Annotated in this window: 19 protein-coding genes and 2 tRNA genes; 9 read left to right on the plus strand and 12 right to left on the minus strand. The window is 70.7% G+C overall.

What is annotated here, in order from left to right; all coding sequences use genetic code 11:
* Positions 1–92: 92 nt before the first annotated feature.
* Positions 93–1,085, minus strand: a complete 993-nt coding sequence (locus tag CEY15_RS16180; RefSeq protein WP_095719292.1) for a TIGR03557 family F420-dependent LLM class oxidoreductase — start codon at positions 1,083–1,085, stop codon at positions 93–95.
* Positions 1,086–1,186: 101 nt separating this feature from the next.
* On the opposite strand from CEY15_RS16180, the gene CEY15_RS16185 reads away from it, so the two are divergent.
* Positions 1,187–1,861, plus strand: a complete 675-nt coding sequence (locus CEY15_RS16185; RefSeq protein WP_095719293.1) for an HAD family hydrolase — start codon at positions 1,187–1,189, stop codon at positions 1,859–1,861.
* Between the two features lie 444 nt (positions 1,862–2,305).
* Here CEY15_RS16185 and CEY15_RS16190 read toward each other — a convergent pair whose 3' ends face one another.
* The gene (locus CEY15_RS16190) at positions 2,306–3,637 is read right to left on the minus strand and encodes an MFS transporter (protein ID WP_176475159.1); all 1,332 of its coding nucleotides are present in this window, start codon (positions 3,635–3,637) and stop codon (positions 2,306–2,308) included.
* A 329-nt stretch (positions 3,638–3,966) separates the two neighbouring features.
* Here CEY15_RS16190 and cmrA point away from each other — a divergent pair, with 329 nt between their 5' ends.
* Positions 3,967–4,785 (plus strand): mycolate reductase, encoded by an 819-nt coding sequence (gene cmrA / locus CEY15_RS16195; protein ID WP_095719313.1) that lies wholly within the window; start codon positions 3,967–3,969, stop codon positions 4,783–4,785.
* A gap of 57 nt (positions 4,786–4,842) precedes the next feature.
* Here cmrA and CEY15_RS16200 read toward each other — a convergent pair whose 3' ends face one another.
* Positions 4,843–5,556: a TetR/AcrR family transcriptional regulator gene (locus CEY15_RS16200; protein ID WP_095719294.1), complete on the minus strand. Its 714-nt coding sequence runs from the start codon at positions 5,554–5,556 to the stop codon at positions 4,843–4,845.
* 114 nt (positions 5,557–5,670) lie between these two features.
* Here CEY15_RS16200 and CEY15_RS16205 point away from each other — a divergent pair, with 114 nt between their 5' ends.
* The 3 genes from CEY15_RS16205 (at position 5,671) to CEY15_RS16215 (ending at position 7,212) form a co-directional block, all read left to right on the plus strand.
* Positions 5,671–6,315 (plus strand): hypothetical protein, encoded by a 645-nt coding sequence (locus CEY15_RS16205; RefSeq protein ID WP_095719295.1) that lies wholly within the window; start codon positions 5,671–5,673, stop codon positions 6,313–6,315.
* A 45-nt stretch (positions 6,316–6,360) separates the two neighbouring features.
* Entirely contained in the window at positions 6,361–7,029 is a 669-nt protein-coding gene (gene orn / locus CEY15_RS16210; protein WP_095719296.1) for an oligoribonuclease, read from the plus strand.
* A 107-nt stretch (positions 7,030–7,136) separates the two neighbouring features.
* Positions 7,137–7,212 (plus strand) — tRNA-His (locus CEY15_RS16215).
* Between the two features lie 111 nt (positions 7,213–7,323).
* Here CEY15_RS16215 and CEY15_RS16220 read toward each other — a convergent pair.
* The 7 genes from CEY15_RS16220 to CEY15_RS16250 all read right to left on the minus strand — a co-directional run bounded on the left by CEY15_RS16220 (position 7,324) and on the right by CEY15_RS16250 (position 17,203).
* The gene (locus CEY15_RS16220) at positions 7,324–7,593 is read right to left on the minus strand and encodes a hypothetical protein (RefSeq protein WP_095719297.1); all 270 of its coding nucleotides are present in this window, start codon (positions 7,591–7,593) and stop codon (positions 7,324–7,326) included.
* Between the two features lie 330 nt (positions 7,594–7,923).
* Positions 7,924–8,154 carry a hypothetical protein gene (locus tag CEY15_RS16225; protein WP_095719298.1) on the minus strand — a complete coding sequence of 77 codons (231 nt, stop codon included), beginning with the start codon at positions 8,152–8,154 and terminating at the stop codon, positions 7,924–7,926.
* A gap of 80 nt (positions 8,155–8,234) precedes the next feature.
* On the minus strand, positions 8,235–8,657 hold the full coding sequence (locus CEY15_RS16230; protein ID WP_095719299.1) for a hypothetical protein: 423 nt from the start codon (positions 8,655–8,657) through the stop codon (positions 8,235–8,237).
* Positions 8,654–10,450: an ABC transporter ATP-binding protein gene (locus CEY15_RS16235; protein ID WP_095719300.1), complete on the minus strand. Its 1,797-nt coding sequence runs from the start codon at positions 10,448–10,450 to the stop codon at positions 8,654–8,656. The genes CEY15_RS16230 and CEY15_RS16235 overlap by 4 nt, the downstream gene beginning before the upstream one ends.
* The gene (locus CEY15_RS16240; RefSeq protein WP_176475157.1) at positions 10,447–12,237 is read right to left on the minus strand and encodes an ABC transporter ATP-binding protein; all 1,791 of its coding nucleotides are present in this window, start codon (positions 12,235–12,237) and stop codon (positions 10,447–10,449) included. Before CEY15_RS16240 ends, CEY15_RS16235 begins: the two co-directional genes overlap by 4 nt.
* Positions 12,234–13,289, minus strand: a complete 1,056-nt coding sequence (locus CEY15_RS16245; protein WP_095719302.1) for a class I SAM-dependent methyltransferase — start codon at positions 13,287–13,289, stop codon at positions 12,234–12,236. The genes CEY15_RS16240 and CEY15_RS16245 overlap by 4 nt, the downstream gene beginning before the upstream one ends.
* A complete protein-coding gene (locus CEY15_RS16250; protein ID WP_095719303.1) occupies positions 13,286–17,203 on the minus strand; it encodes a condensation domain-containing protein in 3,918 nt (1,305 codons plus the stop codon). Before CEY15_RS16250 ends, CEY15_RS16245 begins: the two co-directional genes overlap by 4 nt.
* Positions 17,204–17,229: 26 nt before the next feature.
* Between CEY15_RS16250 and CEY15_RS16255 the strand changes: the two genes are divergently transcribed.
* Positions 17,230–17,730 carry a cation:proton antiporter gene (locus CEY15_RS16255; protein ID WP_245847674.1) on the plus strand — a complete coding sequence of 167 codons (501 nt, stop codon included), beginning with the start codon at positions 17,230–17,232 and terminating at the stop codon, positions 17,728–17,730.
* Between the two features lie 14 nt (positions 17,731–17,744).
* On the opposite strand, the gene CEY15_RS16260 is transcribed toward CEY15_RS16255, so the two are convergent.
* Positions 17,745–18,974, minus strand: coding sequence for a L,D-transpeptidase (locus CEY15_RS16260; protein WP_176475158.1), 1,230 nt, complete (start codon positions 18,972–18,974; stop codon positions 17,745–17,747).
* A 203-nt stretch (positions 18,975–19,177) separates the two neighbouring features.
* On the opposite strand from CEY15_RS16260, the gene CEY15_RS16265 reads away from it, so the two are divergent.
* Positions 19,178–19,253 (plus strand) — tRNA-Lys (locus tag CEY15_RS16265).
* Between the two features lie 157 nt (positions 19,254–19,410).
* On the opposite strand, the gene CEY15_RS16270 is transcribed toward CEY15_RS16265, so the two are convergent.
* Positions 19,411–19,686, minus strand: coding sequence for a DUF3618 domain-containing protein (locus tag CEY15_RS16270; RefSeq protein ID WP_095719304.1), 276 nt, complete (start codon positions 19,684–19,686; stop codon positions 19,411–19,413).
* A 149-nt stretch (positions 19,687–19,835) separates the two neighbouring features.
* Here CEY15_RS16270 and CEY15_RS16275 point away from each other — a divergent pair, with 149 nt between their 5' ends.
* The gene (locus CEY15_RS16275) at positions 19,836–20,336 is read left to right on the plus strand and encodes a peroxiredoxin (protein WP_095719305.1); all 501 of its coding nucleotides are present in this window, start codon (positions 19,836–19,838) and stop codon (positions 20,334–20,336) included.
* A gap of 8 nt (positions 20,337–20,344) precedes the next feature.
* Positions 20,345–21,055: a TetR/AcrR family transcriptional regulator gene (locus CEY15_RS16280; RefSeq protein ID WP_095719306.1), complete on the plus strand. Its 711-nt coding sequence runs from the start codon at positions 20,345–20,347 to the stop codon at positions 21,053–21,055.
* Positions 21,056–21,061 lie beyond the last annotated feature (6 nt).

Here is a 21,061-nt window from a genome sequence, read left to right on the forward strand (position 1 = left end):
GACCGCGTACCTAACCTGCGTGGGCAGAACAGCTAGGCCCCGGCGGCGCGTTTCCGCCCGCAGGGCCTCCAGACCGGCAGGCCCGCCGACCTTCAGTTCGGCGAGGCCTCCCGCAACCGCGCGAGCAGCGGCTCGGCGGCCTCCTCGAGGAACCGGTCCAGGGTGGAGTCACCGATCTGGATCAGCGCGACGTCGGTGTACCCGGCCTCCCAGTAGGGCCGGATCTTGTCGACGATCGCGTCCAGGTCGGGCCCGCACGGGAGTTGCTCGGCCACATCCTCGGGCCGGACGAACTTGGTGGCCGCGGCGAACCCGGCGGTGGTGGGCAGGTCGGCGTTGGCGGCCCAGCCTCCGGCGAACCAGCGGAACTGGTCGTGTGCGCGCTCGATTGCCGCCTTCTCCGACTCGGGGTCCCAGCTGATGGGGATCTGGGCGATCGCCCGGGCACCGTCACCGATCTTCTTCTGCCCGTCGAGCGCGTTCCAGTTCTCGATGTGGGCGGGCTCCGGCTCGGTGGCGATGAGGTGATCGGCGAGCGGCCCGAGTCGGGTGACGGCCTTCTCCCCGCCGGCGGCCACGCCGATCGGCAACCGCTTCTGGGGCAGGTCCCACAGGCGGGCGGAGTCCACCCGGAAGTGCTCGCCGGAGTAGGTCACCAGGCCGCCGTCGAACAGCTCGCCCATGATCTCCAGTGCCTCCACCGTCATCTCGTGGCGTTCGTCAACCGAGGGCCACCGCTGCCCCACCACGTGCTCGTTGAGGTTCTCCCCCGCGCCGATGCCCAGCATGAACCGGCCGTCGGACATGATCTGCACGGTCGCGGCCTTCTGCGCCACCACGGCGGGGTGGTAGCGCAGGATCGGGCACGTCACGTATGTGCACAGATCCACCCGCTCGGTCACGTGCGCCACAGCGCCCAGGACGCTCCACACGTAGGGCGCGTGCCCCTGCGAGGACAGCCACGGAAAATAGTGGTCCGAGGCCACCTCGAAGTCGAATCCCGCCTGTTCGGCCTTGGCGGCGTAGCGCACGAGTTCCTTGGGGCCGGACTGTTCGGTCATGAGCGTGTATCCGAAGCGTGTCATGGATTCGAGCGTGCGCCGGGCCCGGCCACGTCGCCACCGGTCGCCACCCGGGCGGGGGCCACCGGTTGCCTGCCTCACGGGGGCGGGGCACGGTCGGACGCATGACCACCACACCGCGCGCCCTGCTACTCGACGTCGACGGCACCCTGGTCGACTCCACCTACGTCCACGTCTGGACCTGGCACCGCGCCCTGGCCGAGGCCGGCGCACCGGTGCCGTTCGTGGAGGTGCACCACCGGATCGGCAAGGACGGGTCGACGTTGGTGTCCGAGCTCCTGGATCTCGCTGGTGTCGACGACGACGAGGACCGCGATCGCGTGGCGAGCCGGGCCAAGGATCTGCATTCGGAGTACTACGCGGAGGCGTCGCTGCGCCTGCTCCCGGGTGGCCGTGACCTCATCCGCGGCGCCAAGGAGGAGGGCTGGATCGTCGTCCTCGCGACGTCAGCGGCACCGTCGGAGTTCGAACAGGCCAGAGAGCTTCTCGATGTCGACGACCACGTGGACGCCGTGACCACCGGCGAGGACGTCGACCAGGCCAAGCCCGATCCCACCATCGTGGCGATCGCGCTCGAACGCTCCGGCGTCGATGCCAAGGACGCGGTCATGGTGGGTGACGCGACGTGGGACGCGATCGCGGCCGGAAAGCTGGGCATCCGCTCGGTGGCCGTGCGGACGGGCGGTATCGGGGACGCCGAACTGCGCGAGGCGGGGTTCTCCCACATCGCCGACGACGCCGCGGGAGTGCTCGACCTCCTCACGTCCGGCGCCCTCTAAGCGCCCGGGGGTGGCCTGGCAAGGAGCGCCTCTGCCGCGCCTTCCGAACCCACCCCGGCCGCCTCCGCTTCGCCCTCTGCTTCGGCACCTCAGCCTCGCCCCCCTGACTTATGCGTCCTCTTCGGCTTATGCGTGCTCTTCGACCGCATTCCGCACACTTGTGCGGCGGCTTGGGACCTTTGCGCACGCGCACCTCGGGGTGGCCGGGCACCGGACCCGACGGCCCGCCTGCCGCCCCGGCAGTCCTCAGCCCGCTGTAGGGGCCGACCCGTTCCGGCCCCGAAGGTCCGCCCCGACTTGTGTGTCCTCTATGGACCAGTAGCGCCGCGCAGATCAGCCGAGAGTGTGCACTTTCGACACGCAGGCCGAAGGGGGCGCACAAGTCAGGGTGCCGCGATCAGGCCAGGCGGCAGGGTGCCGCGACCAGTCAGGACGGTGCCGCGATCAGGCGGTGCCGGCCCAGGTGGCCGACGTCTCGGCGCGGGTCGGGGTGCGCACGGGCAGCAGCAGGAGCAGTCCAATGAGCAGGACCAGCGCGATGCCGGCAATCCCCGCGCGGTCGGTGCCGAAACCCCACGTGAACAGCCCGAACAACGCCGGCGCGAGGAACGAGACCGCCCGCCCGGTGGTGGCGTAGAGGCCGAACATCTGGCCGTCGCCGCCGGGCGGCGCGAGGCGGGCCAGGAAGGACCGCGAGGCGGACTGCGCCGGGCCCACGAACAGGCACATGAGCAGGCCGAAGATCCAGAACATGGCGGTGCCGTCGACGAACAGCAGGACGGTCATGGTGCCGAGCATCGCCGCGAGTGAACCGATGATCACCACCTTCGGCCCCACCAGGTCGTCCGCGACTCCCGCGACCGCCGCCCCCAGGGCTGCCACCACGTTGGCCGCCACCCCGAAGATCAGCACGTCGCCCGGCGCGAGCCCGTACACCGTGACTGCCAAGATCGCCCCGAAGGTGAACACCCCCGCCAGCCCATCGCGGAAGATGGCACTGGCAACGAGGAACTTCACGGTCCGCGGATCCCGGCGCCACAGTGCCTTGAGGTCCCGCCAGAGGATGCGATAGGACTCGCCGAGGCCCACCTTGTCGTCGTCGCCCTGACCGTCGTCGTCGACCTCACCGTTCTCGGCGTCGCCGCCAGACCTCACCCGGGGCCGGTTCTCCGGCACCGACCGCAGCACGGGCAGCGCGAACACCGCGAACCACACCGCCGCGACCAGGCACACCAGGCGCACGTTGAGGCCGCCGTCGGTGGAGATGCCCAGCAGGCCCCGCTCGTCGCCGTCGCCGGAGATGAAGCCGAGAAACGCGGTGAGCAGCAAGAAGATCCCACCGAAGTAACCCATCGCCCACCCGAATCCCGAGACCCGTCCGACGGTGGCCGGGGTGGAGACCTGCCGGAGCATGGCGAAGTAGGACACCTCCGCGAACTCGAACGTGATGGACCCCAGGGCCAGCAGCAGCAGCCCCACGAAGAACCACGGGTAGGGCGCGTCCGCGTCGACGAGGACCATCAGCGCGGTCAAGGCCACCGTGAGGTAGGTCCAGATCGCCAGCGAGCGCCGGCGACGCCCGCCACGGTCCGCGCGCTGGCCCATCACCGGCGCGGTCACCGCGATCACCAGCCCGGCCAGCGCTATCGCGATCGACAGCCACGTCGCGGCCGAGAACGGACCGTCGAGGTCCGCCCCGACCGAGTCGGTCAGATAGACGGAGAAGACGAAGGTGACGATCACCGCGTTGAACGCCGCCGAGCCCCAGTCCCAGATGGCCCAGGAGAAGACCTGACCGCGGGTCGCGGGACGGGGATCGGGCGATGACGAGCGCGCGAGGCGGGGATCGGGCGGAAAGGGCGACGACGACGAGGTCGCGGTCTCTGGAGGGGGCGGTGACCCGGTGCTGCTCACGCCCTCGAACCTAGTGGGTGGCGGTACATCCAGGGTCTCGAGAGCGGAGGTGGGGGTCACTGTTGAAGGGCCCCGGTGCCGGGCGTCCACCTTCACCGCGGCGGCGTCGGTCGTCGTCACCGACTCCCCCGTCTCGCACCCTCGCCGGTACGCTCACCCTCGGCCCTGACCACCTGACCCGAGGACGCATGATGCCGCTTCCCCTGCCCACCGCGACGAATCGTGCTGTCGTCACCGGCGCCTCCTCCGGGATCGGCATGGCGCTGGCCGCCGAGTTGGCCCGCCGCGGGCATTCCCTGATCGTGGTGGCGCGGCGCGGGGAGGTGCTGCAGGAGCTCAAGGAGCGGTTGGAGGGCCAGTTCCGGGTGACGGTCGAGGTGCGGGCCTGCGACCTGTCCGATCCGGCCGAGCGGGCACCGCTTCTGGAGGAACTGGCGGGCCGCGAGGTCTCGATCCTGTGCAACAACGCCGGCATCGCCTCATTCGGCCCGGTCGCCACGCTCGATCCGCACTACGAGAAGAGCCAAGTGCAGGTCAACGCAGTCGCCTGCCACGACCTCGTCCTGGCGGTCCTGCCCGGAATGGTGGAGCGTCGCTCGGGCGCAATCCTCAACGTCGGCTCGGCGGCCGGCAACATGCCGATCCCCAACAACGCCACCTACGCCGCGACCAAGGCGTTCCTCAACACCTTCTCCGAGTCACTTCGCGGCGAGCTCAAGGACTCCGGGGTCAACGTCACGCTGCTGGCGCCCGGCCCGGTACGCACCGAGGAGATCGCCGAGGAGGACAAGACCTTCGTCGACCGCCTGGTCCCCGACCGCTTCTGGGTGGACACCACCTACACCGCCCGGATCTCCCTGGACGCGCTCGCCCGGAACAAGATGCGCGTGGTCCCGGGCCCGCTGGGCCAGGCCATGTCCGTGGCGGGCAACTACACCCCGCGTGCGCTCATGGCCCCTGTGGTGGGTCGGTTCTACGCCAAGCTCGGCGAGGGGCAGGCCGAGGCCTGAATCGCCAGCCGGTGGTCCGGGTGGCGGGCCCGGAATCGGTACTCGACGGCCTGCCGCCTACTCCAGTCCCAGGTCACGCACCTGACGGGCGGCCACTAAACCGTACAGATCGTCGGCCGGGTCGGCCAGGCCCACGAAGTGCCCCGCGAGCTCGAGTCCGACGAAGCCGACGAGTTCGGAGATCGCCGCGACAACCGCTGCCGCAGCCGACGGAGTGACGCCGACGTCCTCTGCGAAAGCGTGCATCCCACCGCCATCGCCGGGGAGTTCGAACCCGGCGACCTGCCGGGACCGGAGGCAGGCCAGAAATGGCCCCGCCACCTCCCCCGCGGCCGGGATCGTCTCGGCCGGTGCCACATAACCGGGGATCGGCGTGCCGTAGATGAGCTGGAACTCGTGCGGTGCTCGCAGTCCCCACCTGCGGAGGGCGTCCGCGAGACGGCGCCACCGTTCGGCGTCGGAGCCGGCGTCGGGACTCCCGGTTGCGGCCTCATCGGCCTCGTCCGCAGCCTCGGCCTCGGCCTCGGAGTCCGCCTCAGCCTCAGCCTTGCGGAGAGCGTCGGCCAGGCCCCGGTAGCTCTCGAGAATCATCGCGGTGACCAGGTCCTCCCGCGACGGGAAGTAGCGGTAGATCGCGGAGGAGACCATCCCGACCTCGCGGGCGACTGAGCGCATCGACAAGCCCACCCCACCGGCCCGCGCGATCTCCTCGCGCGCGGCGGCGAGGATTCGCTCGATCGTCTCGCCCCTGGCCTCGTCTCGCTTTCCCATGCCGTGATCCTTCCAGAAAAAAGAGAGCACCGCTCTTGAAATGGACGGCAACGGGGGCCTACCGTCTACCTCAGACAAACGAGAGCGCCGCTCTCTCTTTATTCCGGAGGACCAATGACCAGGTCGACCCCCACCACGATCCCGCGATCACACATCACCGTCCTCGCCGTCACCGCTGGCGCCCTCATGGCCGTGTACCTCCTGCTACGCCCCTACGGCGATGCCGACGGAGGGGACACCCTCGCCGCGGCGGAGGCGTTCTCCTCGCCCCTGTGGATCGTCTCCCACCTGGCGGGAGCGGCCTCCCTCGTCGTCCTCGCCGCGCTCTGGTCCCTCCTCACCACGAGCCCGCTCCGGTGGGCGGGCCCCGTCGGTGCCGCGCTCGTCCTTCCCTACTACGGCGCCGAGGCGTTCGCGCTGCACGAGATCGGGAGCAGGGCCCTGGAAGGCGACCCCGGAGCCCTCGATCTGGTGCCGGCTGTCCGCGACAACCCCACGGCCATGGCCCTCTTCGCGGTGGGGCTGATCGCCCTGGCGGTGGCCGGCGTCGTGGCGGCCCTCTCGTGGCGTCGGCTGCACCAGCCGGGTCGAGTGGCAGTGGCGTTTGTTCCGCTCGCGGTGATCGCGACGCTGTTCCTTCCGCAGTTCTTCCTCCCGCCCTCCGGTCGGATGGCCTACGGGCTCGCTTTTGCGGTCGCAGCCGTCTACGCAGCGATCACCGCAGCCTCTGCCGGCGATACGCGACAGGGCCGGGGCTGATCCTCCGGGTCCGGTCAGCACCTCGTGCGGCGATATAGTCGAACGATGCCAGAGTCGAGCCCTGCTCCCACCGCCGTCGCGACGTCGAGCCCCACGCCCCACAAGGAATCCAAGAACGACCGGATCGTGTGGATCGACTGCGAGATGACGGGCCTCGACACCACCAACGACGCGCTGGTGGAGATCGCCGCACTGGTCACCGACTCGGAACTCAATGTCCTCGGCGAGGGCGTGGACATCGTCATCCACGCCTCCGATGCCAAGCTCGCGGCGATGCTGCCGGTCGTGCGGGACATGCACTCCTCGTCGGGGCTGACCGAGGAGATCCGCGCCTCCGCCGTGACGGTGGCGGAGGCCGAGAAGCTGGTCCTCGATTACGTCCGGGCGTGGGTCCCGGTGGGCGGGACCGCTCCGCTGGCCGGCAACTCGATCGGCACCGACCGAGGGTTCCTCGCCCGGGACATGCCCGAGCTCAACTCCTACCTGCACTACCGGATGATCGACGTGAGCTCGATCAAGGAGCTGTGCCGCCGCTGGTACCCGCGCATCTACTTCGGCCAGCCAGAGAAAGGCATGTCCCACCGCGCGCTGGCCGACATCAAGGAGTCGATCCGCGAGCTGAAGTACTACCGCGCCACGGCGTTCGTGCCCCAGCCCGGTCCGACCACCGACGAGGTGCGCGCGGCGGCCAGTGCCCTGCCCCCGGTCAACTGAGCCCCTGCCGCCCGTGTGCGGGTCCGGTCCGCGTCGACACCTCCCGATTTCCTGACCGGGGCTCAGACCGGGTAACATCGTCAACGCTGTTCGCGAGGACGGCGATGGTGGCTGTAGTTCAGTTGGTAGAGCACCAGGTTGTGATCCTGGCTGTCGCGGGTTCGAGTCCCGTCAGCCACCCCACTGGAATCGGCGGGTGACCTGCACATCGTGCACGTCGCCCGCCGTTTTTGTTTGGGCCCATGCAACGGTTCCTGCAATAGCAGCCGCTCCTGCGTGAGTCCCGACGGGGGATCACGCTCCGTCCCGGTCGTCTCCGGGATCTTCATTCTTTTCGGCGGCGATCCTGCCGAGGCCTTGGTGGCCCTTGTCCTCCGAGTCGGGCGACGAACCCTTCCCCGCCTCGCCCTCGTCTTCATCGCCGCCGGACAGAGCTGCTCCGAAGGCAATACCGATGGCCATGCCGATCGCGATGCCGGCGCCGATGTTCTCCATCGCCAGACCGAACGCGGTTCCGATCGCAAGGCCGAGAGCGATGCCTACCCTCAACTTGTCATTCTTCACGCCTCGGCCTCCGGGCCTAGCGGGTCTCCGGTCTCGACATCCTGGGCCTGCCGCTCCCGAAGCCACTGCCTCTGCAATACCCGTTATGGTCGAGGGCGGTATGGGCTCGGTGGTCGTGAAGGTCGAAAGCGGGCAGCACGGCTTTTCCTCGATCGTCGATGGGCGGCCCTCGGGATCCTTCCCCAGCGGTTCCGTCTCGCGCTAGAGTCGCTAGCCGAATCGGGCGGGGCCTCTCGCACCCGGCAACGGCCGTTTCACACCGCCCCACCACATGTGACGTCCAGTCTCGGGGCCCGCACTCAACCGGCGCAACGACCCCGCCCGTTACCTTTATTGGACCTCCGATAGCCGTAGCGCCTCCACTGAAGCCACCGCGGCGTCGACGTCCACCAGGTCCGCCATGGTGATCGCCCCAGGTTCGGCGGTGACGGCGGCGCGGGTCGCAGCCAGTGCGGCACTGCGCCCGGTCGCCGCGGACTGGCCGGTCCCGGACGCCTTGAGCTGGTGGCCGGTGCGGCCGATGACACCGCCGAGGAGATCCTGCCTCTGTTCGGGCCGCACGGCGACCGAGCCGTCACCCGCGTCGATCGCACGTCGCCAACACCGGATGATTCATGGCATCCGCCGGGCGACGTCCCCGATCAGTTCCTCGACGCCACCCGCTCGTAGTGCGCTCGCCGGAGAGGCAGCGGGAGTTCGTCCACCGTGAGATCGGAGGTCTCGAGCCACCGGATCAGTCCGTTCACCTCCGGGGTCGTCCGCACCGGTCCGACGGTCACCACGTGTCCTCGGGGCTCGCGGGTGACGCGATGGCACCGTTGCACCAGGACGACGGGGCCGTCCGCGTTCGACTCCCGTGCGGCCCCACACCTGCCGCCGAAGAGGCAGGTGGCGCGCGCCAGCACTCCGTGGGCAGAGCGGCCCACCGCCCGGCTCAGGGCCTGGAGCAGCGCGGACTCCCTCTGCCCGCCGCACGTGCCGCAGTACATCACCGTGAAAGCGTTCTGCGGTCGGTCGCCGGGGTTCGGGCACGGCGGGACCTCCGGGTGATGGGACTTCGTCATCGTCTGCTCCTCTCATCCGTCCCCGCTGGCGACCGGGCGCGGGGCCCGTTCCGGGCGGGGCTCTTCTGGGCGGGACTCCTCTGGGCGGGATCACCGGCCGGTTCGACCCGGTCCCACATCCGTCGATACCGCCCGTCCGTGCTCAGCAGCTGCGCATGGGTACCGCGCTCGATCACCCGCCCCTGCTCCAGGACGACGATCTCGTCGGCTCGGGTGACCGTGCCGAGGCGATGCGCGATGAGCAGGACGGATCGTCCGCGGGCCAGCTCGGCGATCACCTCCGAGACCTCGCTCTCGGTGCGGGTGTCCAGGGCCGAGGTGGGCTCGTCCAGCACTACGACCGGTGCATCCACGAGCAGGGCCCGGGCGATGGCCACGCGCTGCCGCTGTCCCCCGGATAATCCGGCTCCGTCCTCCCCCAGACGCGTGTCGTATCCGTGGGGCAGGTCGCTGATCGCGGCGTGGAGCTGCGCCCGCGTGGCCGCGTCGACGATGTCGGCACGGTCGGCGTCGGGGCGACCGAGAGCGATGTTCTCGGCCACCGTCCCCGGCACCAGGTGGGTCTGTTGGAACACCTGGGTCACCGTGGCCGCGAGGGTCCCCGGGGCGATCTCGCGGACGTCCACTCCGCCGATCCGCACCGACCCGATGCTGGGGTCGTCGACGCGTGAGAACAGGCCACCGAGCGAGGACTTGCCGCTGCCCGAGTGGCCCACCACAGCGACCATCCCCTTCTCGGGGAGTTCCAGATCGATCCCCCGAAGCGCCGGGGTGCCGTCCGGATAGTCGTATCCCACGCCGTCGAACCGCACCTCGACGCCTCGGGGCGTCCGGGGCTGCGCCGGCTCGGGAAGCTGCGGGATCTCGGCCACCGCTCGCAGCCGCTCCAGGGCCGCGCGGGTCACGTGCCACTGCTCCCCCACCGACAGGGCGGCCACCAGAGGTCGATAGACCGCGATCGCCACGAGGAGGAACCCGACCGCGAGCTCCGTCCCTCGGCCGGCCACCACCGCCATCAGGACCGGCACCCCGGCCATGAGGACGGCCGTGGCCAGCATCAGCGGGGGGATCAGCTTGGCGAGCATCCGCACCGAGGAGTCGCGCAGGTCCAGCGCGGTCGCGCGGAGGATGTCGGCGATCCGTCCCGGCGCCGCGAGGACCCTCCACACCGTGATCCCGGTGAGCACGTCGACGAACCGCGCCGAGGACTCGGCCTGCAGGGCGGTCCGCTCCCGGGCGGCGGCAGTCGTCCGGGTCCCCGCCCACACGGTCGCCGGGATCGCCGCGAGGACGGCGCCGGTGAGCACGAGAGCGACGACCGGGTCGTAGACGGCCGCGGCCACCACGACGACGACCGGCAGCCCGAGAGCCTGACCCAGCTTGGGCAACCCTTCGGACAGGAAGTCCTCGATCTGCTGCATGTCACCGGTGAGCAGGGCCTGGATCTCCCCGCGGCGGCGACCGGTGGCCGTCGGGACGGGCACGCGGAGCAGGTGCTCGAGCACCCACTCGCGGACATGAGCGGACACCCGGTAGGAGGCCAACCAGGAATCCCTGGCGGCCAGATACGAGGCGAGCAGTTGTCCGACGAGCGTCACCGCGGCCACCACGGTCACCTGCACGGCCCGGTCCGCGTCGACCTGCCCGCCGCGCGCCAGATCGACGACGAGGGTGATCAGCACCCCGTAGAGCAGCCCGCCGAGCAGGGACTGGACGATCCGCCACCCCACCCCGCGCAGGACTCGGACCCGTTCGGCCCCGGCGATCCGCCACATCGTGCCCACGCCGCTCATCGGATCCCCGCCCCCGCCCGCGACTCGGCCTCGGTCAACTCGGCATAGAGCCCGCCGCGGCCGAGCAGGTCGTCGTGGGTGCCCTGCTCGGCGATCGCGCCCCGGTCGAGCACCACGATGTGATCCGCCCGGCGGGCCAGCGCGATCCGGTGGGTCGCCATCACGAGCGTCCTCCCCCGACACCACCGCGAGATCGACTCCCACAACTCGTCCTCGGTGAGCGGGTCGACCGAGGCGGTCGGCTCGTCCATCAGCACCAGCCAGGCGTCGACGACGAGGGCCCGCGCGAGCGCGAGACGCTGCCGCTGCCCCCCGGACAGACCCGCCCCCGACTCGCCGAGACGCCGCTCGAGGACCGGGTCCCCGAGCTCCCCGAGGAGACCGACGGCTTCCAGCGCGTCGAGCAGGAGACCGTCGGGGGCGTCGGGCGCCCCCATCCGGAGGTTCTCCCCGATCGAGCCGGCGAACAGCAGGGGATTCTGGGCGGCCAGGCTCACCCAACGGCGGCCGGGGGCGCCCAGGAGGTCCGCGGTGGGCACGCCCCCGAGCGTGACCTCACCGACTGGTGGTCTCCTCACCCCGGCGATCACCTCCAACAGGGTCGTCTTGCCCGATCCGGACTCCCCCACGAGGGCGACCGTCGCACCCTCCGGGACCCGGAACGAGACCCGTCGGAGCGTGCTCTCCCGCCCCCGGTGACCGAAGTCGAGGCCGTCGACGACCACCGCGCGGTCCCTCGGCTCCCGGCTGGCCACGGTCGTCGGCGACGGCGGGGCAGGGTCGAGCGGGGCTAAATCGAGAGGGGCCAGTTCAAGCGGGGACAGGTCGAGCTGCTCCTCGACCGCTCGGGCGCTCGCCGCCGCGAGGGGAAGCGAGTGCATCCGGTAGAAGAGTGTGACGAGCGGAACCGTGTAGGCCGGGGCCAGGACGACCAAAAGCAGGAACGTCTCCACCTCGAGCCTCCCGGCAGCGAGCAACCAGGCCCCGAGCACCGCGACGACCGCCGGGGTGGCGGTGACCAGAGGCGAGAACCAGGCGCCCCACCGGAGGAACGCCGCTCCCCACGCGGACTGGAGGCTCGCGGTGCGTGGGATCGCGGACACGGCCGTCGACCCCGACGTCCGCGCGCCGAAGACCCTGATCTCCGCGAGGGCGGTGAGCTGGTCCATCATCGCCCGACCCATCGCCGCGTTGGCCTCGACGAACTCGCCCATCCGGTGGGCGTTGGACCGCATCGCCCGCCGCATCGTCCAGAAGGCCAGCGGGGCCACCGCCGCGCACGCCAGGGCCAACCGCCAGTCCTCACCCAGGAGCCACACCGTCATGGCGAGCCACACCGTCACACTGGCCGCGAACTCCGGGACGCCGTGCGCCAGGATCCCCTCGAGACGCTCGACCTCCTCCCCCGCGGCCGAGCGGGCGGAGGCGGTGTGACGGTCCGACAGGTCGGACAGGTCCGCCCCGGACCATGCGTCGCCGAGGGTGATGCGGATCCGCGCGATCACGTCGAAGGCGGCACGGTGCGCCAGCGCGGTCGCGGCACCGAAGGTGAGATAGGTGACGGCGACCCCCGCAGCGGCGAGAGCGACCGCCTGGGGCGCCGCCATCCCCCCGTGTCCCACCACCAGGTGCACGAGCAGACGGTAGACGGCGTAGGGCACCGCGAGCTCCGCGAAGGCGGACACCACGGCGAGCGCCACCGCGGCCGCGAGCAGGCGGCGGGACCCGCCGAGGTGGGGGCGCACCAACCGTGGCACGGCACGATAGTCGAATCCCGAGGCGCTCACTGCGGCTCTCCTCTCCGATGGCCGGTCGGGGCGAGCGGGCGGGAGGTGAGGATCAAACGGTCCGGCAACTCCCGGCTCATATGCACTCCGGCGCCACCCGCCGGGGTCCACGCCGAGGCCTCCAGCGCCGAGGGACCGAAGGGGCACACCAGGCCGTCCGGTACGTCCACCACCCCGCCCGCCCTCAGGACCGCGCGGGCTCCGACCTCCCGACGACGTTCGTCGTCGCCCAGGTCCTCCCACCTGTGGGTGGCACGAGCGCCGCCGCCGGGTCCGGCGGAGCCCTCGGGCCGGAGCAGGACGTCCACGCGGTACCGGGCGAGATCACTGTCCTGCAGACAGCGCGCCATCACGGTGGTCTCCACCCCGAGGGATCGCCCCGGCTCCCAGGGGTCGAGCGCGAGTTCGCGGTCCCGTCGAGCGAGGTCCGCGACCAGTGCGTCGAGCCGGCCCGGTCCCGCCCACGGCTCCGATCTCAGCGCGCGCTCGCGCAACCGCCGCGCGTCACGGCGGGCGTCGCGCAGATCTCCGAGGAACAGCACCCCACCGGGAGCCAACAGGTCTAGCAGGCCGGTGAGCACCACCTCGAGGTAGTCCCCGTCGGGGAAGTAGTGGACGACACTGTTGAGGAGGATGAGGTCCGGCCGGTCCCCGGGTAGCAACTGCGGGCTCAGCTCGTGCGCAGCCCGCCGATCGAAGGTGAGACCGGAGGGCCGCCCCGGATCGTCGAGGAGGTCGCGGACGCCGGCGAGGGTGAGGTCCACCGCGTGGTACGACCTCACCTCCGATGCCAGGGCCCGGGCGATCATCCCGGTGCCTATTCCCACGTCGAGTATGCGCACCGGACGCAGGCCCCGCAGGCGGTCGACCGTGGCGTCCCGCCACTCCCACATGATCTCGGCGGGCAGAGGACGACCGGACAGCGCGTCGACCCACCCCTCGAGACCATCGGCTGCGGTGCCGCGGGCGTGGCCGTCGGTGTAAATCTCGTCGTACACCGCCGACCACGCGTCCACCCGGTCGACCTGGGCGCTCGTCAGCGTCCCGCTCACCGCTCGGCCCCGGCCACGTCAGCGCTGCGAACGGCGGCGAGGAACTCCCGGATCGCCGACCCGATCCGCTCCACGGCGGGGCTCCTGAGCACCGAGTAGTGATGGGCGTCGACTCCGAGGATCGTGGCGCCGGATCCGAGGGCGGCCCCCCACCCCAGATCCTCCGACCCCGCCGCGTCGTCCACGCCCATGCCGACGCCGGAATTCACCGGTGAGGTCTCGTCGGCGCGCAGCAGCAGGACGGGCACCCCGGTGCCCTCGAGTGAGCGGGCCTGATGCTCCGCGAGCCCTGCCAGGTGGGAGGTGAACACCTCCAGCCGCCGGCGGGCATCCGTCGCGGCCAGTCCATTGGCCCGCAACTGGTCGGCGAGCACATCACCTCGGGCGCCGGGATCCGCGGCCGCGGCCATACCTCGCCGGATCGACGTCTCGGCGGACCCGACCGACGGCTCCGTCGGGAAACCGTCTCCAGCGAAAGCCTGGACGGATCGCAGGTAGCGCAGGGCCACCTCGGCGTCGACCTCACCCGGAGCGAGGCCTGCGATCCGCCGGATACGGTCCGGGGTCGTCGAGTCGATCATGATCACCCCTCCCACGCGGACGCCCCGGCCCTGCAGCTCCACGGCCACGTCGTGCGCGAGGGTGCCCCCCATCGACCAGCCGCCGATCACCAACGGATGGTCCTCGCCGCGGTGGGCCGCCTCGAGCAGGTCGGCGTAGGCGCCCACGACGAGCGAGAGATCGTCCGGCATCGGGGTGTCGAAGTACCGGGGGTCGGGAAGCGCCAGCACGCGGTGGTCCGGGAGTTCCGCGACCAGGTCGGAGTAGCACAGGATGTCGCCGCCCGACGGGTGGAGCAGGTAGACGGGCCCACCTCCGGGCCCGGACATCGGCACGAGGTGGGTGTCCGGATCGAGCGTGCTGACCCGGGCCGGCACAGCGTGGTGGGCCGGCGTCTCCGGCCCGCGGGCGAGCTCCGCCGGATCGGCCTCGCGGCGCTCGTCCACCAGGGCCGCGAGGCGCTCGATGGTGGGGTCGACCACGGCCTCCGCCGGGGCCACGACCAGCCCGGTGCGGCGGCGCAGATCCACGAGGACCCGCACCAGTCCGAGCGAATCTCCGCCCGCGGAGAAGAAGTCGGTCGAGTCCCCGGGGGTGCTCCCCAGCTGCGCCGTCACCGCCTCTCGAACATGGGCGAGGGTGGCCTCCCCGGCGAGTCGCAGGGGCCTCGGCCCGGTGCTGTACGTGGTGCCGCTCGGCGAGGAGTGGTCCTGGTCTTCCCCTTCCGGCCGCGGCCAGTCGGAGGGTTCGAGGGCCCGGCCCTCCAGCACGTCGTCGATGAAGGACCGCACCCGGTCGATCAGTCGCTGGTGGTCATCGGGATCGATGACCACCTCGGGGCAGTCGACGTTGCACACGATCTGGTCGTGTTCCGACGCCACCTGCAGGTCCACGAGGACCTGGGGGGTGCGCACCCGCTCCCACACGTCGGTCGGGTCGATGCGCCTGTTCACCGACTGCGCCGTGGGATCGCTGAAGCCCAGCGTCGAGGTGAACACGACCGGGGAGACCAGACCGCGGGTGCCCCGGTGCCGCGACAGCTCCCGCGCGACGTCGACTCCGTCGATCGCCGAGTCGTCGAGCGAGCGACCGACCGCGTCCCCGAAACCACCGGCGTGGACCGCGGGGTCGGACGACTCGGGTACCGCGACGTCCACCAGCACCGTCGAGGAGAACGCGCCCAGGACCCGGTCGATGTCGCCGGAGATCGGCGGGCGGTTGAAGTACAGGACGGTGAGCAGGAATCGCTCCTGTTCGCACCATTCGCCGAGCGCGCGGGAGTACGCCGCTCCGAACACCGCCGTGGGGGTGACCCGGGCGCTGCGGCACCGCTCGGTGAACGCCGAGGCGGTGTCGGCGTCGAGCCGAAAGGCTCGGCGTTCCATCCGCCGCACCCGATCCGGCACCGACCGCACGGGCACGCGCGGGGCCTGCGGGAGCTCGGGCAGCCGGCGCCGCCAGTTCTCCAGTGCACGACGTGCGGCCGGCCGCGTCGCGCCCGCCTCGAGGGTCGCCACGTGGTCGGCGAAGCTCACCTCGGGCGCCCGGAGGTGGGCGTTGGGCTCGTCGTGGAAGGTGAGCAGCTGGTCGAAGAACAGGTAGAAGGACCACCCGTCCACAAACACGAGCGCGGCCACCACATGGACGCGGGCACCGCCTCCGGGCAGCAGGTGCGCCCGGATTCGGAAGGTCGGCCACTGCTCGGGGTCGGGCCCGTCGACCTCCCAGGCCGATCGGGTGTCGGCGATCGCGCGGGCGACCTCGTCGTCCGGGTTCCCGGTGAGGTCCACGATCTCGACCGGATCGGCGTCGAGCCGGGGGTCGTCGGGATCGAGGACGCGCTGGTAGCCGTCCTCGGTGACCACCGCGCGGAGCATCGGCTGGTGATCGATGAGCCGTCGAGCGGCCGCGCGGAGCTTTTCCGGGTCGCACAGCGGGTCGAAGAAGTCGACGACGAAGTGCGCTGCGTCATTGGAGAGCTGCCAGCCACCCTGGGCACCGACCCAGTAGGCCTGCTGCAGCGGGGTCAGGGGGAACGGCCGCCCCGGCTCCGCCCGGACGAGTGGCGTGGGTTCGGCATCGCCGATGCGCCACCCCGCCGCTGTCGCCTCGCGGGCGATCTCCTCGGGGCTCACCCCGTTGAGGACGTCGGCGACGGCGACCGTGACACCGACGGCTCGGAGGCCGGCCACCGTTCGCACGGCGGTGAGCGAGTCGCCCCCCAGCGCCAGGAAGTCCGCATCCGCGCTGACCTCGGCCGGGTCCAGGTCCAGCACGTCGGCCCAGGCCCCCCGGACCAGGTCGAGTGGCGTCGCCGCCGGTGCGGGCGCCCGGCCCGATGGGTCCGCCCGTCCCGATGGGTCCGCCCGGCCTGACGGGTCTGCCTGGCCCGACGGGTCCGCGCCGGTGTCCCCCACGAGGGTGCGCACCGCGTCCCCGTACACCGCGACGGCCCGCGCGAGTCGGTCGGCGTCGACCGCCGAGGCGAGGTAGTCCCACTGGGCGATGATGCTCCCACCCCAGCGGTAGGCCTGGTGGTCCAACACCACCTGGGGTGTCTGGCTGACCCCGCCGAGGAGCTCGCCGCACCAGTCGTCGTCGAAGCCCGACTCGTCCTGACCGCCGAGGGTGCTGGTGAACACGACCGGTATCGAGAACCGCCGACCCTCCTGGGCACTACGCATGGCCAGAACGTCGATCCCCGAGACGCTCGACCGGTCGAGCGTCTCGAACAGCGACTCGGCCACCGAGTGAAGAGAGGCGTGAGGATCGGCAGAGGTGTGCAGTGCCACCGGGGAGAGCTCGGTGAACTCCCCGATCACGCCGGCCATCTCCGGCGGACGCCCGAAGGTCGTGAGCATGACGGAGAAGTCCGATCGGCCGGACATCTCGCGGAGCATGTGGGCATACGCGGTGAGCAGTAGTGCGGCCGGCGTTGTCCGCTTGCGGGCGCTCGAGCGGACGACCGCCTCGCTCAGTTCGGCCCCGAGGGTCCAGCGGTGCCGCGCGAAGCCCCCGACCGGCACCTGCTCGGCAGACCCCGCCCCACCGGGAGCCGCCCCACCGGGAGCAGCCCCACCGGGAGCAGCCCCGCCGGTGAGCTCGGGCGCCGCGGGTAGCCGTCCGGCCCGCTCCGCCCACCAACGGCGGTCCTCGTCCTGCCCGGGACCAGCCGGGACTCCCCCTGCCGCGCTACTGCGCACGTGGTCGGCGAAGGTGCGCTGCGGAGCAGGGCCCGGGTCCTGCCCGCGGTACACCACTCCCATCTCGGAGTGCAGGAGGCCGAAGCTGTCGGCGTCGCAGACCAGCACGTCGACGCTCCACCCCACGTGCACCGCGTCGGCGGTGATCACGAGGTACGGGCAGACCAGCGGCCACCGTGACGCCGGGGCGCGCCGGGGTGTTCGCCGCGTTCGTCTCGGGGCTGGCCTTCAACCTCACCAGTGCCGGGAACGAGAGGCGGGTGGAGGTGGAGATCGACGAGGCGATCAACCAGTTCGCGGTCCTACCGTTCTTCCTGGTCCTGGGGGCGATGCTGCCGTGGGCGGAGTGGGCGCGGTTGGGGTGGGGAGCGGCGCTGCTCACCGTCGCGGTGCTCGGCCTTCTGCGTCCGCCGGTGCTTCTCGCCCTCATGCGCCCGCTCGGACTGCGTGTTCGCGATGCCGCGTTCCTCGGGTGGTTCGGTCCGGTCGGTGTCGCGGCGGTGTTCTATGTGACCGAGGAGGCGTCCCGCGCGGGTCCGGACCCGCTGCTGCTGGGGGTGGGCACCCTCATCGTGGTGGCCAGCACCCTCGCCCACGGCGTCACCGCGGCGCCCGGTCGTGCGTTGTTCCGAGCCGCCGGTCGACGCGACGACCGGGCGGCCGATCACTCCCGCTGAGGGTGTTGCGCACTTCAGGCGGTGCCCGCGTCCGCGTTCCCGGCCTTCCAGGTCTCCCACGGGATGTTCCAGTCGCCCAGGCCGTCCCACCCCGGCAGCGTCGGACCGACCGTGCCGGAGACCTCGAAGATGTCGCCCCGCTTGGCGTTGTCGTAGAACCACTTCGCATCGGCCGTGGTGACGTTGAGGCACCCGTGGCTGACGTTCTGGCTGCCCTGGGCCCAGACGGACCACGGCGCGGCGTGGACGAAGATGCCGCTGTACGACATCCGCGTGGCGTACTGCACCGGCGTGCGGTACCCGTCCGGCGAGTCGACCGGGACGCCGTAGGTCGAGGAGTCCATCACCATGGAGGCCAGCTTCTCCCCGATCACGTACGTGCCGTTGGGCGTCGGGGTGTCGGCCTTGCCCATCGAGGTGGGCATGGTCTTGATCACCTCGCCGTTGCGCTCGACCACGATCTGCTTGGTCGAGTCGTCGACCCGGGAGATGACCGCGTCACCGATCTGGAAGTCGCTGCGCACGTTCTCCTGGCCGTACATGCCGTCGCCCAGGTCCTTGCCGTAGATGTCCACGTCGACGTCGATCGTGGTTCCGGGCGCCCAGTACTCGGCCGGACGCCACCGGACCTCCTGGTTGGACACCCAGTAGAAGGCACCCTCCACCTCCGGCTCGGTCCGGATGTGGATGTTGTCCTGCGCGGCGCGACGGTCCGCGATCGGCTCGTCGAACATCACCGCCACGGGCTGGCCGATGCCCACCGTCGCACCCTGACCCGTCGTGAGATACGCGGCGGTGAGGATGCGGGGGGTGACGGTGCTGAACGTGACGGTGCTCCGGGTGACCAGACCGGCGTCGTCGGTCGCGGTGGACTCCAGCGTGTACTCGCGGGAGTACCCCAGGTCTTCGGTGGTCCGCCACTCGGTGAGATCCGGATTGAACTCTCCCTGGACCTGGACGCCCTCCGGGTTGCGCATGACCACCGAATCGAAGCGGCCGTCGCTGGCGGTGAGCACCACCGGCTCAGCGGGGTTGGCGTCGAGCGACCCGTCCTCCACGGAGACGTCGATCACCGCGGACGGCTCCGCCGGGGCCTCGGCGACCTGACCGTCGTCCGCTCCCCCCGAACCGATGGTGCACCCCGTCAACACGAGGGAGCCCGCGAACACGGCGGCCAGAGCGAGCCGGGATCTCGACCGGGCGCGGGCCCGGCGTCTGGTCCGATCCGTGTGGCGCACGTTCACTAATGGCCCCTTCCGAGCGTCATGTCCCTGCAGACCATGAACCGAGCCAGAGGGATGTCTTCACAAGTATGCATGCGTCCGCCACTACATTTCATATCGAATTGATAAAGGATGACCCCCTCCCGGCCCGTCTACCCCCGTCCTGACCAGGCGATTTCGTGTTGACGGCGGGGTCCTGTTACTGTTTCTCTCGCACCACGCGGGCGCCATTAGCTCAATTGGCAGAGCAGCTGACTCTTAATCAGCGGGTTCGGGGTTCGAGTCCCTGATGGCGCACCACAGACAAAGCCCCGGGTCCACGATCCGGGGCTTTGTCTGTCGGGTCGGCAGCACGGCCGGGACCCCTCGATTCAACGAGAAGAGCGTTCCGCTCACGTTTCCCGAGTGGGAATGTGCGAAACGCTCTTCTCGAAGCACTGTGGCGAGCGGCGGCCGCTCAGATGGCCCGGCGCGCCTCGAGATACGCCTCGATGCGACGACGCTCCTTGCGCTTGTTGGCGATCGACACGGAGATGCCGCCGAGGATCAGCGCCGCCACTCCGCCGAGCACGGCGAGAACCCGGGGATCGGTGAGAGCGGCGACGGCCCTCTCCTTACCCTCTTCGGCGAGGTTCTTGGGATTGACCCGGTCGACGATCTCGTCCAACGTCGTCGCGAGATCGTCACGCGCCTTGGCGATGTCGCCTTCGATGCTGTCGTAACTCCTGGACACGAGACCTCCGTCAATCGCTCGTCACGCGGCTGCCCGCGGATTCTGGACCCCGCCCACGGTACTGCACCCGCCGATGATCCGCGCCCGCGCGCCGACGCATCGGATAGGTTGGAGTGATCACAGACCCCGACCCGACCCCAGGAGCACCGGTGACCACACCACGGCTCGAGGTGGGCCAGACCGCCCCCGACTTCACCCTCCCCGACGCCGACGGAAACCCCACGTCGCTGCAGGACCTGCTCACCGCGCACGGACGCGTGGTCGTGTACGTCTATCCGGCAGCCATGACGCCCGGTTGCACCACCGAGACCGTGGACTTCGAGGGAGCCCTCCAGGAACTGCGGGAGGCCGGTATCGGGGTGGTGGGGGTGTCACCCGACGCGCCGGAGAAGCTCCAGCGCTTCCGGGACAAGCACGGCATCACATTCCCTCTACTGTCCGATCCGGACAAGACCATGCTCACCGAGTGGGGCGCGTTCGGCGAGAAGAAGAACTACGGCAAAACCGTGATGGGCGTGATCCGCTCGACGTTCGTCGTGGAGTCCGACGGAACACTCTCCCTGGCCCGGTACAACGTCCGGGCCAAGGGTCACGTGGCCATGCTCTCCAAGCTCCTCGGCGTGGACCTGCCCGAACCCGCGGAGGGCTGAGTTCACCCATGCCGGCCGAACCGCACGAGCGGACGCAGGACCAGACCCCGGACTCTGTTGACGAGGCCGTCCAGGATGAACCGAACATCCTGGTGCCCCGGCGCCGGCCCATCCAGGAGAGGAGCCGACGCAAGTTTCAGGCACTGCTGTCCTCTGCCCGCGATGTGCTGGTCGAGGTGGGATTCGATTCGTTCACCTGCGAAGAGGTGGCCTCCCGCGCGGGAGTGCCGATCGGGACGCTGTACCAGTTCTTCGCCAACAAATACGTGCTGGTGTGCGAGCTGGACCGCCAAGACGCGCACAGCGTGATCGAGGAGGTCGAACGCTTCGCGCAGAAGATCCCCGCGCTGGACTGGCCGGAGCTGCTCAACGACTTCCTCGACCACCTGGCGGATCTGTGGCTGCGCGATCCCTCCCGGCGAGCGGTCTGGCTGGCCACGCAGGCCACCCCCGCCACTCGAGCCACCGCTGCGGTCAACGAGCGCGAGCTGGCCAGGATGATCGCCAGCGTGCTCGCCCCGCTCATGCCGTCCACCGAACGGCAGCGCCGCGCCTTCATGGCAGATGTGCTGGTCCACGTGTCCTATTCGATGCTCAACTTCTCCGTCAGCGCCGGTTCCGCCACGGGCGAGGACATCCACGACGCCACCGTCACCGAACTCAAGCGGATGCTCACCGCATACCTCTGGCTGGCGGAGAAGGAAGCCCAGGCCGACTGACTCCAT

Source organism: Dietzia natronolimnaea, from assembly GCF_002289575.1.
Classification (GTDB): domain Bacteria; phylum Actinomycetota; class Actinomycetes; order Mycobacteriales; family Mycobacteriaceae; genus Dietzia; species Dietzia natronolimnaea_A.

Coding starts and splice junctions, on each gene's coding strand:
- CEY15_RS16200 (WP_095719294.1), bottom strand. CDS start 5,556: ATGGGAAAGCGAGACGAGGCCAGGGGCGAGACGATCGAGCGAATCCTC.
- orn (WP_095719296.1), top strand. CDS start 6,361: ATGCCAGAGTCGAGCCCTGCTCCCACCGCCGTCGCGACGTCGAGCCCC.
- CEY15_RS16180 (WP_095719292.1), bottom strand. CDS start 1,085: ATGACACGCTTCGGATACACGCTCATGACCGAACAGTCCGGCCCCAAG.
- CEY15_RS16280 (WP_095719306.1), top strand. CDS start 20,345: ATGCCGGCCGAACCGCACGAGCGGACGCAGGACCAGACCCCGGACTCT.
- cmrA (WP_095719313.1), top strand. CDS start 3,967: ATGCCGCTTCCCCTGCCCACCGCGACGAATCGTGCTGTCGTCACCGGC.
- CEY15_RS16235 (WP_095719300.1), bottom strand. CDS start 10,450: ATGAGCGGCGTGGGCACGATGTGGCGGATCGCCGGGGCCGAACGGGTC.
- CEY15_RS16230 (WP_095719299.1), bottom strand. CDS start 8,657: ATGACGAAGTCCCATCACCCGGAGGTCCCGCCGTGCCCGAACCCCGGC.
- CEY15_RS16205 (WP_095719295.1), top strand. CDS start 5,671: ATGACCAGGTCGACCCCCACCACGATCCCGCGATCACACATCACCGTC.
- CEY15_RS16185 (WP_095719293.1), top strand. CDS start 1,187: ATGACCACCACACCGCGCGCCCTGCTACTCGACGTCGACGGCACCCTG.